15 protein-coding genes are annotated in these 14,172 nt (G+C 45.2%); 2 read left to right on the forward strand and 13 right to left on the reverse strand.

Annotated elements, in window-relative coordinates; translation table 11 throughout:
- Positions 1-163: 163 nt before the first annotated feature.
- From iscX to trmJ, 9 genes are all read right to left on the reverse strand, one after another.
- On the reverse strand, positions 164-358 hold the full coding sequence (iscX, locus tag AAC855_RS01540) for a Fe-S cluster assembly protein IscX (protein ID WP_099125477.1): 195 nt from the start codon (positions 356-358) through the stop codon (positions 164-166).
- A 32-nt stretch (positions 359-390) separates the two neighbouring features.
- Positions 391-726, reverse strand: a complete 336-nt coding sequence (gene fdx / locus AAC855_RS01545) for an ISC system 2Fe-2S type ferredoxin (RefSeq protein WP_099110592.1) — start codon at positions 724-726, stop codon at positions 391-393.
- Positions 727-728: 2 nt separating this feature from the next.
- Positions 729-2,576 (reverse strand): Fe-S protein assembly chaperone HscA, encoded by a 1,848-nt coding sequence (hscA, locus tag AAC855_RS01550; protein WP_340607884.1) that lies wholly within the window; start codon positions 2,574-2,576, stop codon positions 729-731.
- A gap of 127 nt (positions 2,577-2,703) precedes the next feature.
- Positions 2,704-3,225, reverse strand: coding sequence for a co-chaperone HscB (hscB, locus tag AAC855_RS01555; protein ID WP_340607885.1), 522 nt, complete (start codon positions 3,223-3,225; stop codon positions 2,704-2,706).
- A 31-nt stretch (positions 3,226-3,256) separates the two neighbouring features.
- A complete protein-coding gene (iscA, locus tag AAC855_RS01560; protein WP_086956076.1) occupies positions 3,257-3,580 on the reverse strand; it encodes an iron-sulfur cluster assembly protein IscA in 324 nt (107 codons plus the stop codon).
- Between the two features lie 260 nt (positions 3,581-3,840).
- Positions 3,841-4,227 carry a Fe-S cluster assembly scaffold IscU gene (iscU, locus tag AAC855_RS01565; RefSeq protein WP_099110598.1) on the reverse strand — a complete coding sequence of 129 codons (387 nt, stop codon included), beginning with the start codon at positions 4,225-4,227 and terminating at the stop codon, positions 3,841-3,843.
- A 24-nt stretch (positions 4,228-4,251) separates the two neighbouring features.
- Positions 4,252-5,466, reverse strand: a complete 1,215-nt coding sequence (locus AAC855_RS01570) for an IscS subfamily cysteine desulfurase (RefSeq protein ID WP_340607886.1) — start codon at positions 5,464-5,466, stop codon at positions 4,252-4,254.
- 59 nt (positions 5,467-5,525) lie between these two features.
- Complete coding sequence (gene iscR, locus AAC855_RS01575; protein WP_340607887.1) at positions 5,526-6,020, reverse strand: Fe-S cluster assembly transcriptional regulator IscR; 495 nt, start codon at positions 6,018-6,020, stop codon at positions 5,526-5,528.
- A gap of 140 nt (positions 6,021-6,160) precedes the next feature.
- Positions 6,161-6,916 (reverse strand): tRNA (cytosine(32)/uridine(32)-2'-O)-methyltransferase TrmJ, encoded by a 756-nt coding sequence (gene trmJ, locus AAC855_RS01580; protein ID WP_340607888.1) that lies wholly within the window; start codon positions 6,914-6,916, stop codon positions 6,161-6,163.
- Positions 6,917-7,041: 125 nt separating this feature from the next.
- Between trmJ and suhB the strand changes: the two genes are divergently transcribed.
- Positions 7,042-7,845 carry an inositol-1-monophosphatase gene (gene suhB / locus AAC855_RS01585; RefSeq protein WP_340607889.1) on the forward strand — a complete coding sequence of 268 codons (804 nt, stop codon included), beginning with the start codon at positions 7,042-7,044 and terminating at the stop codon, positions 7,843-7,845.
- Between the two features lie 107 nt (positions 7,846-7,952).
- On the opposite strand, the gene AAC855_RS01590 is transcribed toward suhB, so the two are convergent.
- Both AAC855_RS01590 and glyA read right to left on the reverse strand, forming a co-directional pair.
- Positions 7,953-9,179, reverse strand: a complete 1,227-nt coding sequence (locus tag AAC855_RS01590) for a 3-phenylpropionate MFS transporter (protein WP_340607890.1) — start codon at positions 9,177-9,179, stop codon at positions 7,953-7,955.
- Between the two features lie 111 nt (positions 9,180-9,290).
- A complete protein-coding gene (gene glyA, locus AAC855_RS01595) occupies positions 9,291-10,544 on the reverse strand; it encodes a serine hydroxymethyltransferase (protein ID WP_340607891.1) in 1,254 nt (417 codons plus the stop codon).
- A 287-nt stretch (positions 10,545-10,831) separates the two neighbouring features.
- Between glyA and hmpA the strand changes: the two genes are divergently transcribed.
- Positions 10,832-12,079, forward strand: a complete 1,248-nt coding sequence (hmpA, locus tag AAC855_RS01600) for an NO-inducible flavohemoprotein (RefSeq protein WP_422824334.1) — start codon at positions 10,832-10,834, stop codon at positions 12,077-12,079.
- A 56-nt stretch (positions 12,080-12,135) separates the two neighbouring features.
- Here the strand turns inward: hmpA and glnB are convergent, their stop codons facing one another.
- Together glnB and AAC855_RS01610 are read right to left on the reverse strand one after the other, a co-directional pair.
- Positions 12,136-12,474 (reverse strand): nitrogen regulatory protein P-II, encoded by a 339-nt coding sequence (gene glnB, locus AAC855_RS01605; RefSeq protein ID WP_086956068.1) that lies wholly within the window; start codon positions 12,472-12,474, stop codon positions 12,136-12,138.
- Positions 12,475-12,489: 15 nt separating this feature from the next.
- Positions 12,490-14,112, reverse strand: coding sequence for an NAD+ synthase (locus AAC855_RS01610; protein ID WP_340607892.1), 1,623 nt, complete (start codon positions 14,110-14,112; stop codon positions 12,490-12,492).
- Positions 14,113-14,172 lie beyond the last annotated feature (60 nt).

Genomic DNA, 14,172 nt, shown 5'->3' on the forward strand with positions numbered 1-14,172 from the left:
ACTGTATTAGGATCATTATTAGAGTAATAAATGTAAAAAAACTGGCGAGTGCCAGTTTTTCATTAAATACAGACTATGCCAAGTCATTGGACAGAAATTGGTGAGTTAGCACTGTTTTTCGCATTATTTGTTTGCGTAACATGGCTTGTAAGATTGATCTCTGTTATTCAAACTCATCCAACCAAACCAATAAAATGGCTTCTAATACTTTTTCGTTGGATTTTTCCGGATTATCATCAAAACCATCCAGTTCGCAAATCCATTGATGCATGTCGGTGAAACGCACTGTTTTAGGATCTAAATCCGGGAATTTATCATAAAGTGCTTCGCCAATTTCACGGCTGTCAGACCATTTCATTTTCGCTCTATTCTCCTGCTTAGTTCTCAGACTCAGTGCTCACGCGCGTGGTTGATCGTGTATTTAGGAATTTCAACAACCAAATCCTCATCAGCAACTTTGGCCTGACAACTCAGGCGGCTTTCCGGCTCCAAACCCCACGCTTTGTCCAGCATGTCATCTTCCAGTTCCTCACTTTCTTCCAATGAGTCAAACCCTTCTCTGACGATACAGTGACACGTGGTGCATGCGCAGGATTTTTCACAGGCATGCTCAATTTCAATACCGTTTCGCAGTGCAACATCCAGAATTGATTCGCCTTCTTTAGCGTCCAATACTGCACCTTCAGGGCAAAGTTCGTTATGAGGTAAAAATACAATTTTAGGCATAATTAAATTTCATCCACAGAATGGCCCGCCAAAGCCCGGCGGATCGATGTGTCCATGCGACGCGCAGCAAATTCCTGCGTTTGCTTGTCCAATTGTTTAATTGCACTTTCAATCGCTTCAGGAGATGTTCCCTGAGCACTTTCAATTAATACTTGTACGGCAGCATCAATGGCAACATGTTCTTCCTGACTGAGTAAGTCAGCGTCTTTTTCCAGCGCACCGGTTAAACTTTCCAGCACTCGTGCTGCTTCTACTTTTTGCTCAGCCAATTTACGCGCCTGAATATCTTCCTGCGCATTACTCATTGAGTCTTTGATCATTCGGGCGATTTCTTCATCAGACAGACCGTAAGAAGGTTTTACCTGAATAGAGGCTTCAATACCCGTCGATTTCTCCAATGCGCTGACACTCAGTAAACCATCAGCATCAACCTGAAAAGTCACGCGGATATGCGCACCACCTGCCGGCAACGGAGGAATTCCCCGCAGCGTGAAACGCGCCAGAGAACGACAATCAGCCACCAATTCGCGTTCACCCTGAACTACGTGGATGCTCATTGCACTCTGCCCGTCTTTGAAGGTCGTAAATTCCTGCGCCCTTGCGACAGGAATAGTGGTATTGCGCGGAATAACCTTTTCAACCAGCCCGCCCATCGTTTCAAGGCCCAGTGACAACGGGATAACATCCAGCAACAGCATTTCACTGTCTGGCTTGTTACCTGCCAGAATATCCGCCTGTATTGCCGCTCCGACCGCAACAACTTTGTCCGGATCGATTGAGGTCAGCGGTTCACGATCAAAAAATTCGCCTACCATGCTGCGCACCAGCGGAACTCTTGTTGAGCCTCCCACCATCACGACCTGTAACACTTCGTCAGCTATCACGCCAGCATCTTTCAATGCCCGACGGCAAGCCAATAAAGTCCGTTTAACCAGTGTCGTAATTAATTCATTGAATTCGGTGCGGGTAATATTGCCCTGCCAGTCAGCAAAATTAATTGAGACTGAATCTGCATCACTCAACGCAATTTTGGTTTGTGTCGCAACATCCAGTAATTGACGCTGCAATCCGTGGTCGGTATCAGTAATCCCAGCCTGCTCACGGATCCAGTCTGCCAGCAGATGGTCAAAATCATCACCACCCAGAGCTGTATCACCGCCCGTTGCCAATACTTCAAAAACACCACGACTCAAGCGAAGGATAGAAACGTCAAACGTGCCGCCACCCAGATCGTAAACAGCAATCACCCCTTCCTGACCAGAATCAAGCCCGTAGGCAATCGCAGCCGCTGTGGGTTCATTCAGGAGACGTAGGACATGCAGACCCGCTAAACGCGCGGCATCTTTCGTCCCCTGACGCTGGGCGTCATCAAAATAAGCGGGAACAGTGATAACAACACCATCAAGTTTACCATCCAGTGTTTCTTCTGCCCGTTGAGCCAACGATTTCAATATGTCAGAAGAAACCTGAATAGGGTCAACCAAACCTGCCGCAGTATTAATTAACGGCAACCCATTTTCACTGGCCTGAAATTGATAAGGAAGATTCGGATAACGCTGCTGAATATCAGCCAGAGAGCGCCCCATCATCCGTTTGACAGAGCTTATCGTATTAACAGGATCAAAAGCCGCCTGTTGACGTGCCTGCCAGCCGATCTGAATTTCATCTTTACAGTATTGTACAACTGAAGGAAGCAAGTGACGGTTTTCACTATCTGCTAAGGTCTCAGCCTGACCACTGCGGACTGTCGCAACCAGGGAGTGTGTTGTACCAAGATCAATCCCCGCTGCCAGACGACGCTGGTGTGGTGCGGCAGATAAACCCGGTTCACTGATTTGTAATAAAGCCATGTGTGCCCCTATAAAAACCAATTATACCCGTCTTTCAAGCTGCCTCTTTATCATTGGCCTCGATATAACTTGAAATTTCTCGGGTATACTAAATCAGCCCCGCATTGTTCACTAAAACGCGATTCAGCTAAAAATCATCCAACAGCCGTTCTTCCAGCTGTTCGACCTGCTGTTGCAATTTATCCAGAAAGCGTAACTTACGGACAGTATCGGCTGCTATTGCCCACTGTTCTGCATCCAGCTGCTGTTCCATCTGCTCACTACGCGTTTTAATCATTTTATTCAGGCGAGATGAAAAACCAGCCAATGCGGCATCCGGCTCGGCACTATGCTCAATAGCATCAAGCTCTTCACGCAACTCTAACTGTTGCATCAAGAAAGCCGTATCCTGCATCGTGTGCTGTTCACTGGATAAGTTAATCCCTTGCTGAGATAGCATATATTCTGCACGTTTCAGGGGGTGTTTCAGAGTCTGATAACCATCATTAATGGTTGCAGCCTGTTGAAGCGCCAGCGCTTTTTCACGCTCTGGCTGGGTGGCAAAACGATCAGGATGAAACTGACGCTGTAACTCCTGATAGCGGGTCGCCAATTGTTGGCGATCGATTGCATAACGCGCAGGCAACCCGAATAAAGTAAAGTAGTCCATAAGTTACTCTTGGTTTCGCAAAATACGGGGGTTAAACGTTAAAACTTTCCCCACAGCCGCATTCGCCGGAAACATTGGGGTTGTTGAATTTAAAGCCTTCATTCAGGCCTTCTTTGATAAAATCCAACTCAGTTCCATCAAGGTAAACAATGCTTTTACCGTCAACGATAACTTTCACGCCCTTATCTTCAAAAACCTGATCTTCATCATTAACTGTATCAGCAAATTCAAGTACATATGCCATACCAGAACAGCCGGAAGTTCTCACTCCCAGACGCAGACCAACACCTTTTCCACGATTATCAAGGAAAGCCAAAACACGCTGGGCTGCACTTTCTGTCAGGGAAATTGACATACAACACCTCACTTTTAAAACTATTAATCTTGAATACTATTACCTTTGAAGCTATCACCTTCAAAGCTACCATCTTCAAAATCAGTAAAGGTGGATATTAAAACAATATCCACCAGAATTATATTTACCCGTCGTATTTCAAGTTGTCTCTTTGTTGGCTACGCTCATTCACCCCAGTCACATAGTTATCTATGCTCCTAGGGATTCATTCTCTTGCCGCCTCGATACAACTCGAAATCCATAGGGTATATTTAGAAGAATTATTTGGCCTGACGCTTGCTCTTATAATCTGCAATTGCAGCTTTAATTGCATCTTCTGCCAGAATAGAACAGTGAATTTTCACTGGTGGCAGCTCCAGTTCATCCGCAATCTCAGTGTTTTTGATTGCTTCTGCCTGATCCAGTGATTTTCCTTTCATCCACTCTGTTACCAGAGAGCTGGATGCAATCGCGGAGCCGCAGCCATAAGTTTTAAAACGTGCGTCTTCGATAATGCCGTCATCGCTGACTTTAATTTGCAGCCTCATGACGTCACCACAAGCCGGCGCACCGACCATTCCACTACCCACTGAAGGATCTTCACTATCAAATGACCCTACATTGCGTGGATTCTCGTAGTGATCAATTACTTTTTCGCTGTAAGCCATGTCGTTACTCCTGAAACTGTCTGATTAATGATGAGACCATTCGATGGTGCTGAGATCCACTCCCTGCTTGAACATTTCCCATAGTGGAGAAAGATCACGCAGATGACCAATCGCGTTATGGATCAACTTGATTGCATAGTCTATTTCTTCTTCTGTGGTAAAACGCCCCAAAGAGAAACGAATAGAACTGTGTGCCAGCTCATCATTCATGCCCAGTGCGCGCAGAACATAGGAAGGCTCCAGGCTTGCAGAAGTACATGCTGAACCGGAGGAAACCGCTAAGTCTTTCAGTGACATCATCAATGATTCACCTTCAACATAGTTGAAGCTGACATTCAGGATGTGTGGTGCACCCAGTTCCAAATCACCATTCAGGTAAACTTCTTCAATATCTTTGATACCGTTCCATAAACGCAGACGTAAACCACGCAGACGTTCAGACTCGGCTTGCAGTTCTTCTTTTGCAATGCGGTAGGCTTCGCCCATGCCGACAATCTGGTGAACAGGCAGTGTACCGGAACGCATACCACGCTCATGACCGCCACCGTGCTGCTGTGCTTCAATACGGATGCGAGGTTTGCGGCGCACATACAGACCACCGATACCCATCGGGCCATAAATTTTATGAGCCGAGAAAGACATCAGGTCAACTTTCAGTTTACTGAGATCAATATGCAGCTTCCCGACACTCTGAGTCGCATCAACGTGGAAAATGATGCCGCGGCTGCGACACATATCACCAATAGTCACGATGTCCTGAACAATACCAATTTCATTGTTAACGTGCATGATAGAAACCAGAATCGTATCGTCACGCATTGTGGCTTCCAGCTCTTTCAGGTCGATCATGCCGTTGCTCATTGGGGAAAGGTAAGTCACTTCAAAACCTTCACGCTCCAACTGACGACAAGTATCCAAAACAGCTTTATGTTCAGTTTTACTGGTAATAATGTGCTTGCCTTTTTTCTGATAGAATTTCGCTGCACCTTTAATACCGAGGTTATCTGACTCTGTTGCACCTGAAGTAAAGACGATTTCACGCGGGTCAGCACCGATAAGATCAGCAATCTGGTTACGCGCAATATCAACCGCTTCTTCAGCCTGCCAGCCAAAACGGTGTGACCGGGAAGCAGGGTTACCGAAAACCCCGTCCATAGTCAGATAATTCATCATCTTTTCAGCAACACGAGGGTCAACCGGCGTTGTTGCTGAATAGTCCAAATAAATGGGTAATTTCATTGCTCACATGCTCCGTAAGACACTTCTAATACATTTGTTTGCCGCTTATTTACCACTAATTAAGCTCGCAGGTTAACGTTAATCAATTCTTGAACCCGGCCATTAGCTGTACGGCGCTTATCGCTGTCTTGACGATCAGCAACGTCTAAAACTTCTTGGTTGTTCACTAATTCTTCTAAACTGATACTGTTCAGGAAGCTCGTAATGCGCTCGCTAAGATCACGCCATAATGTATGAGTCAGACAGCGATCACCGCCCTGACAGCCTTCCCTGCCCTGACAGCGAGTTGCATCTACGGATTCATCAACAGCAGAAATCACTTCGGCAACGAAAATCTTACCGGCATCTCTGCCCAGCAGATAACCGCCACCCGGACCACGGACGCTAGAAACCAGACCATTCTTACGTAGGCGAGAAAACAACTGCTCAAGATAGGAAAGGGAAATTCCCTGACGTTCAGATATGTCAGCTAGTGGCACCGGCCCTTCTTGTGAATGCAATGCCACATCTAACATGGCAGTTACCGCATAACGTCCTTTTGATGTCAGTCTCATAACAAAAACTCCATGGTGAAATATGGGTCAAATTGTGGCATTCCTGAGCGTTTTAGTCAACTATTTAACCTAGTAATTTACTCAACTATTATTTAGTTGTCTTTCATCCTGTTACCGCTCACAAGTGCCTATTTCTGATCCTATTCCTGACCAGATTCAGATGATTTATTGGCCCATTTTTCCATAGAAGTCAGAATGCCACGCAGGATATTCAATTCCTGAGTCTCCGGACGGGCGCGGGTATAAAGACGCCTCAATCTGTTCATTATCTGCCCCGGATGCGCTTTACGAATAAAGCCGGAGTGACTCAATACCTGCTCAAGATGCAGGTAAAAACGCTCCATATCTTCAACAGGCGGGTATTCCGCTTCATGCTCTGTCGCATCCGCTTTTTCCTGTTTTTCCTGAGCAGCAAGATATGCCATTCGAATCTCATAACTGACCAACTGAACAGCCATAGCCAGATTCAGCGAGCCATATTCCGGGTTAGTCGGAATATAAAGATGGTAGTGACACTTCTGGAGTTCTTCGTTAGTCAGCCCCACACGTTCACGACCGAACACAATAGCTACCGGTGAGTTCTGAACAGCGTTGACACAGCGTTCACCACATTCCCGCGGTTCAACCATTGGCCAGGAAAGTGTACGGGAACGGGCACTGGTCCCGATAACCAATTCACACCCGGACAGTGCTTCATCCAGCGAATCCACAATCGTGGCATTACCAAGGACATCACTGGCGCCTGCTGAAAGTGCGATTGCATGAGAATCAGGCAAAACAAGCGGATTGACCAGATACAGATTGGTTAACCCCATGGTTTTCATAGCTCTGGCAGTTGAACCCATGTTGCCTGTGTGGGAAGTTTCTACCAAGATAATGCGGATGTTCTCTAACATGACGGCTTTTAATTTCAGTATAAGAGCCGAATATCTTAACACAGCATTAGTCATTTTGACGAACTACTGCTATACTGCGCGCCGATTTGTTTCCCGTTCTTTAAAATTCTGGTGGAAGATACCCCATGCATCCGATGCTAAATATCGCTATACGCGCTGCTCGTAAGGCCGGCAACCACATTGCCAAAAGCTATGAAACTCCTGATGCTGTTGAAGCAAGCCAAAAAGGCAGTAACGATTTTGTCACTAATGTTGATCGTGAAGCAGAAAGCATGATCATTGACATTATCCGCAAGTCTTATCCTAAGCACACTATTATCACTGAAGAAACCGGTGAACATTTAGGTGAAGATAGCGATATCCAATGGGTAATCGATCCACTGGATGGCACTACCAACTTTATTAAACGTCTCCCTCACTTCGCTGTTTCCATTGCCGTGCGCATCAAAGGCCGCACTGAAGTTGCTGTGGTTTACGATCCAATGCGTAACGAACTGTTCACCGCTACCCGCGGTCAGGGCGCACAGCTGAATGGCTATCGCCTACGTGGTGCTAACGCCCGTGATTTGGATGGCACTATCATTGCTACCGGTTTCCCATTCAAAGCTAAACAACACGCTGTCCCTTACATGAACGTATTGGGTAAATTATTTGAACGCTGCGCAGATTTCCGTCGCACCGGTTCCGCAGCACTGGATATGGCTTATGTTGCTGCCGGCCGTGTTGATGGTTATTTCGAGATTGGCCTGAAACCATGGGATTTCATGGGTGGTGAACTGCTGGTTCGTGAATCCGGCTGTATCGTGACTGACTTTGTTGGTGGCCACAACTACATTAGTTCCGGTAATATCGTTGCAGGCAGCCCACGTATTGTTAAAGATATGCTGTCTGAAATGCGTGAAGAATTGACTGAAGCACTGAAACGTTAATTTAAAAATAATTATCTGAACAGTGTTAGTCACAGGGCACCAAAAACGATAGGTGCCCTTTTTACTTAGCGTTTATTCACTTAGTGTTTCTTATTTATAGTTTCATTTCATACTGAATGAATTTGGCCTTCAGCTTTAGGCCGTAAGAAAATCGCAGGTAATGCGACCAGTGCCATCACCCAGTAAATACCGCCCCCCATATGTTCATACAGGAAACCACCTACTGCACTCATAACAGCGATGCCGCCTCCCATTGCTAATGCAGAGTAGACTGACTGTAATCGAATCACTTCATTTTCTTTTCTGGCACCGATAAAACGCATCGCCGCTAAATGGCAAACAGTGAAAGTCCCGCAATGCAGAATTTGAATAATAATCAGCACAGGCAGTTCTGTGAATGCGCCCATTAATCCCCAGCGAATAACGCCACAAATAGCAGAAAGCAGCAGGAGACTGCGAGCGCTCCAGCGACGGAATAGCTGTTTGCTGAAGGTGAAAATCACAACTTCCGCTACCACACCCAGTGACCAGAGATAACCAATAGTTGATGAAGAATAACCGGCTTTTTCCCAATAAATGGAACCAAAGCTGTAATAACCGGCATGAGCTGCCTGTAATAACGTGACACATAATAAAAATTGCCACACTGATTTTTCAGATAATAACTCCCTGAATGATACCGTATTAGCGTTTTCTACCTTGATTTTACCCGCAGGCATAATAGACGGTTTCAGCATCATACCTGACAGCATAATGGCAACACTGATAATCAGAGAAGCAAGGATAATCTGGTGATGACCGAATAAATTGCCACCAACCCAGTCATTGAGTTTATCAAAGGAAATACTGACACTTGATCCAAACTCAATACCGGAGGAAGAAAGTAATATCCCGGTTAAAGAAGAACTGATAATAAAGGCAATCGACCCCCACACACGCACTTTGCCATAATCAAAAGTAAACTGCTTTTGCCATGTCCCCGCCAAAGCATCTGATAAAGGGACTAACGGCGAAAAAAACAGGTTAAAACCGATCATCACAAGGCAAATCCATGCCCAGTGGCTGCCAAAAGAAAAGCTGACCGTAAAGATCAAAGCCAGAAAAGATAATATTCTTAGCGCTGTAATTAATTTGGCAGGGTCTTTAACGGTAGGAGAAATAATGAGACTGCCAACAAAGCGGGAAACCAAACCAATGCCTAATATTATGCCGATCATGGAAGGAGTAATGCCTTCTCCCTGCAACCAGACTGACCAGAATGGTAAAAAGATCCCAAAAGAGAAAAAATAGGTGAAATAGCCTAACCCCAGCCAAAATGTTGATGGAACAACCATCCTTTGCCCCCGTGTTTAATGCAAAAGTTTAATGCAAAAAAACCCGCTCAAAACTAATGAGACGGGCTTATTACTATTTATTCAGTATTTATACTCAATAATTATTCTAAATTATGCGTAGACCGGATATTTTGCGCAGATTGCCAATACTTTCTGTTTAACGCTTTCAATTACCGTTTCATCATTGATGTTATCCAGCACATCACATATCCAACCCGCCAGTTCACGGGTTTCTTCTTCTTTGAAACCACGGCGGGTAATTGCCGGTGTGCCAATACGAATACCAGAAGTGACAAATGGACTACGAGGATCATTAGGCACGCTGTTTTTATTGACGGTAATGTTGGCACGACCTAATGCTGCATCAGCTTCTTTACCCGTAATATCTTTATCCACCAGATCCAGCAGGAACAAATGGTTTTCAGTGCTGCCGGAAACGATTTTGTAACCACGCTGCAAAAACACATCTACCATGACTTTCGCATTCTTAGCAACCTGCTGCTGATACGTTTTGAACTCTGGTTCCATGGCTTCTTTCAGTGCAACCGCTTTACCTGCGATAACATGCATCAACGGGCCACCCTGACCACCAGGGAAAACAGCTGAGTTCAGTTTTTTGTACAGCTCTTCATCCCCGCCTTTCGCCAGAATCAGACCACCGCGTGGGCCTGCCAGTGTTTTGTGGGTTGTCGTTGTCACAACGTGAGCATGAGGAACCGGATTTGGATAAACGCCTGCGGCGATCAGGCCGGCAACGTGAGCCATATCAACAAAAAGGTATGCACCGACTTCATCAGCAATTTCACGCATTTTTGCCCAGTCAACCACACCTGAGTATGCCGAGAAGCCACCAATGATCATTTTAGGCTGATGCTTCAGTGCCTGATTACGGATATCGTCGTAATCAATTTTGCCATTTTCATCAATGCCATAAGGAACAACATTATAAAGTTTACCAGAGAAGTTGACCGGAGAACCGTGAGTCAGGTGCCCACCGTGTGCCAGATTCATCCCTAAAACAGTGTCACCGGGTTGCAACAGCGTCATATATACCGCCATATTCGCCTGAGAACCTGAATGCGGCTGGACATTAGCATAATCTGCGCCAAACAACTCTTTTGCTCTGTCAATTGCCAGTTGTTCAACTATATCAACGTACTCACAGCCACCATAGTAGCGTTTACCCGGATAACCTTCCGCATACTTGTTAGTCAGCTGAGAGCCTTGAGCCTGCATAACTCTTGGACTGGTATAGTTTTCAGAAGCAATCAGTTCAATGTGTTCTTCCTGACGATGAACCTCCTGCTCCATCGCCTGCCACAGTTCGGGATCATAATTCGCAATATTCATTTCACGCTTTAGCATTTGGTTCTCCTGACTCAGCTACATCTTTAAAAAATACCCCTGAGGGCCAGAATGTGACACAGTGTAAACTCTTTTTATCAAATGAGATAGTCTTGACAGGACATTTTACGCAAACGATTGCTTCAAGACCTACCGCCCTGTAGCCCATCATGTTTTTTATTAGTCTAGGATTTATCATTGATCTTTGTGATTCCTGTCAAATATTGTTGTTTCACAAATCCTGTGATTTTGATTTAAATCAAAATAATTTCCTATTTTTACTTTAAGCTCTTCCCCAGAACAATAAGATGCATTTAAAATGCAACTTATCAATTGAGCATGATTTAAAAATTCAGGAGATCATGATGTTAGACAGTCAAACTATCGCAACTATAAAATCCACTATTCCGTTGATTGTTTCTACCGGGCCAAAATTGACTGCTCATTTTTATGAACGCATGTTCAGTCATAACCCTGAATTGCAAAATATCTTTAACATGAGCCATCAGAGTAACGGTGATCAGCGTCAGGCTCTTTTCAATGCCCTTTGTGCTTATGCAGCTAATATCGATAACTTATCTGTTCTGTTACCGGCGGTGGAAAAGATCGCTCACAAACATGCAAGCCTGAATATTCAGCCGGAACACTACCAGATTGTGGGAACTCATCTATTAGCAACAATTGATGAAATGTTTCATCCGGCAGAAGAAGTGCTCGATGCCTGGGGAAAAGCCTACAACGTATTAGCCGGTGTTTTTATCAATCGGGAAGAAGAAATTTATCAGGATGGGGAACTTTCGGCAGGAGGATGGCGTGGCCTGCGTCGGTTCCGTGTCAGCCGGAAACAGCGGCAAAGCGATGTTATTACCAGTTTTGAATTTGTGCCTGTCGATGGCGGTAAAGTCTCAGATTATAAACCGGGGCAATACCTGAGTATTTATCTGGAAGATCCGGCCTTTGAACATCGTGAAATTCGCCAGTATTCGTTAACTGCTGTACCCAATGGCACTCACTATCAAATCGCCATTAAACGAGAATCTCATGGCAAGGTATCCGGTTATATGCACGATAAAGTACAGGAAGGGGATATCGTATTACTGTCCGCTCCGCGAGGTGATTTTTTCCTTGATATCCAACCTGATACCCCTGTTACGCTTATCTCTGCTGGTGTCGGCCTGACCCCGATGATGAGCATGCTGCAATATCTGCATAAACAACAACATTCTGGTGCCATCAATTGGCTCCACGCAGCAGAACATGGCGGTTGTCATGCCTTCTCAGACAAAGTAAAGGCAATTGCTCAATCCATGCCTAATATGAATTATCAGGTCTGGTATCGCGAACCCAGAAATGAAGATGATTACGGCGTAGATTACCAACAGACAGGGTTGATGGAACTGACTTCAGTAAAAGATGAAATAAATGTAGAAGGAATGCAGTTTTATCTCTGTGGGCCGGTCGCTTTTATGCAATATATCGCTGCTCAACTTCTGAAGATGGGCATTGATGAGCAACATATCCATTATGAATGTTTTGGCCCGCATAAAGTTATTTAACTCGGCATCGTCATTTATAACCCCGCCGCCATGGCGGGGAATGAGGCTCTTAGAGATTAAATGGCTTCTTCGTCCTGCTCACCCGTACGAATACGAACAACACGGGCAACATCAAACACAAAAATCTTGCCATCACCAATCTTACCGGTTTGGGCAGTCTGCATAATCGTATCGACACAGGTATCAACAATATCATCCGGTACGATAATCTCTATTTTGACTTTAGGCAGAAAATCCACCATATATTCTGCGCCACGATACAGTTCGGTGTGTCCTTTCTGGCGGCCGAATCCCTTCACCTCTGTCACTGTCATACCTGTAATACCGACTTCAGCCAGCGCTTCACGCACATCATCGAGCTTGAAAGGTTTGATAATTGCATCAATCTTTTTCATGAAGTATTCCTGTTATTACCAGTTCTTACGCCCGAAACCAGACGTAATCGGATAGCGCCTGTCTTTACCAAAATCACGCTGTGTAATACGCGGGCCAATCGGAGCCTGACGACGTTTATACTCATTGATGTCCACTAACCGGATCACCTTACGGACAATCGCTTCGTCAAAACCTTCTGCTACCAGATCAACCACAGATTTATCTTTTTCTACATATCCCTCAAGGATAGCATCCAGCATGTCATACGGAGGCAGGCTGTCCTGATCGAGCTGATCGGGAGCCAGTTCCGCAGAGGGAGGACGATCGATAACACGCTGAGGAATAGCAGGAGATAATGTATTACGATATGTAGACAATGCAAATACCATTGTTTTTGGTACATCTTTCAAAGCATTGAAGCCACCAGCCATATCACCATATAAAGTGGAATAGCCTACCGCTGATTCACTTTTGTTACTGGTCGTCAGTACCAGACGACGGCGCTTGTTTGACATTGCCATCAAAATGACAGCCCGGCAGCGAGCCTGTAAGTTTTCTTCTGTTGTGTCTTTTTCTGTACCCGCAAACATCGGCTCCAACTGAGCCATAAATGCGTCAAACATAGGTTCGATAGAGACAATATCAAATTCAACACCGAGTAATTCAGCCTGTTCTCTGGCGTCATGAATACTCATTTCAGAGGTATAACGGAATGGCATCATCACCGCCTGTACATGCTCTTTACCCAAAGCATCCACCGCAATCGCCAGTGTCAGACCAGAATCAATCCCTCCGGATAACCCAAGTAACGCACCTTTAAAACCATTTTTTTGTACATAATCCCGCACAGAAAGCACTAAGGCTTTATAAATTTGCCCCAATGGTGGCAATGGAGGGATCGGGTTTGCCATCGGTTCGATTGCCATATCACTCAAACGACACAGTTCGACCTGCTCTTCAAAAGCGGCCATACGGTGTGTGATTTCACCCTTCATATCAAAAACTTTTGAACAACCATCAAAAATCAGCTGATCCTGTCCACCAACCTGATTCAGATAGATGATTGGCAAATGAATACGCTGGCAGTGTGATTTGATGAGCGTACTGCGGATATTCGGTTTTTCGTGATTATAAGGAGAAGCATTCATTGACAGGATAATATCGGCTCCAGCCTGTTTCAAAGCATCAACCGGAGCATCAAACCATAGGTCTTCACAAATCAGCAAACCCAAGTTGTAACCTTTAAAGGGTATAACACAAGTTCGATCGCCCGCCTCGAAATAGCGTTCTTCATCAAAAACGCCATAATTAGGCAGTTGTTGCTTGAAGTAACGGGCAACAGTTTCACCTTTCCAGAACAGCGAAAGTGCGTTATATATTTTTCCGTCCTGTTGCCACGGATGACCAACTAAGATACCAACCTGAGAGCTTGCCTCTTGTAAGCGTACTAACTGTTCTCGACAACGCTGATGGAAATCAGAACGGAACAGTAGATCCTCTGGGAAATAACCCGACAGTGATAACTCAGAGAACATGACGAGATCAGCGCCTTTTTCCTGCTGTTCCTGCACTGTATGCAACATACGCTCGCTGTTGCCTTCGATATCCCCTACCAGCCAGTTTAATTGGGCAAGGGCAATATTAAGAGTACGACTCATAGAATGCGGCTCTCCTGGGCCATTATTCACTTCGCTGCCTGATTCAGACAGTTCAATACG

Origin of the sequence: Xenorhabdus bharatensis (assembly GCF_037996705.1) — a bacterium.
GTDB classification, from domain to species: Bacteria; Pseudomonadota; Gammaproteobacteria; order Enterobacterales; family Enterobacteriaceae; genus Xenorhabdus; species Xenorhabdus bharatensis.

What these genes read in the sequence shown, in the direction of transcription:
- suhB (WP_340607889.1), top strand. Translation starts at nt 7,042, where the DNA reads ATGCATCCGATGCTAAATATCGCTATACGCGCTGCTCGTAAGGCCGGC.
- glyA (WP_340607891.1), bottom strand. Translation starts at nt 10,544, where the DNA reads ATGCTAAAGCGTGAAATGAATATTGCGAATTATGATCCCGAACTGTGG.
- AAC855_RS01590 (WP_340607890.1), bottom strand. Translation starts at nt 9,179, where the DNA reads ATGGTTGTTCCATCAACATTTTGGCTGGGGTTAGGCTATTTCACCTAT.
- trmJ (WP_340607888.1), bottom strand. Translation starts at nt 6,916, where the DNA reads ATGTTAGAGAACATCCGCATTATCTTGGTAGAAACTTCCCACACAGGC.
- hmpA (WP_422824334.1), top strand. Translation starts at nt 10,832, where the DNA reads ATGCATTTAAAATGCAACTTATCAATTGAGCATGATTTAAAAATTCAG.
- iscA (WP_086956076.1), bottom strand. Translation starts at nt 3,580, where the DNA reads ATGTCAATTTCCCTGACAGAAAGTGCAGCCCAGCGTGTTTTGGCTTTC.
- glnB (WP_086956068.1), bottom strand. Translation starts at nt 12,474, where the DNA reads ATGAAAAAGATTGATGCAATTATCAAACCTTTCAAGCTCGATGATGTG.
- hscA (WP_340607884.1), bottom strand. Translation starts at nt 2,576, where the DNA reads ATGGCTTTATTACAAATCAGTGAACCGGGTTTATCTGCCGCACCACAC.
- iscX (WP_099125477.1), bottom strand. Translation starts at nt 358, where the DNA reads ATGAAATGGTCTGACAGCCGTGAAATTGGCGAAGCACTTTATGATAAA.
- iscR (WP_340607887.1), bottom strand. Translation starts at nt 6,020, where the DNA reads ATGAGACTGACATCAAAAGGACGTTATGCGGTAACTGCCATGTTAGAT.
- hscB (WP_340607885.1), bottom strand. Translation starts at nt 3,225, where the DNA reads ATGGACTACTTTACTTTATTCGGGTTGCCTGCGCGTTATGCAATCGAT.
- fdx (WP_099110592.1), bottom strand. Translation starts at nt 726, where the DNA reads ATGCCTAAAATTGTATTTTTACCTCATAACGAACTTTGCCCTGAAGGT.
- AAC855_RS01610 (WP_340607892.1), bottom strand. Translation starts at nt 14,112, where the DNA reads ATGAGTCGTACTCTTAATATTGCCCTTGCCCAATTAAACTGGCTGGTA.
- AAC855_RS01570 (WP_340607886.1), bottom strand. Translation starts at nt 5,466, where the DNA reads ATGAAATTACCCATTTATTTGGACTATTCAGCAACAACGCCGGTTGAC.
- iscU (WP_099110598.1), bottom strand. Translation starts at nt 4,227, where the DNA reads ATGGCTTACAGCGAAAAAGTAATTGATCACTACGAGAATCCACGCAAT.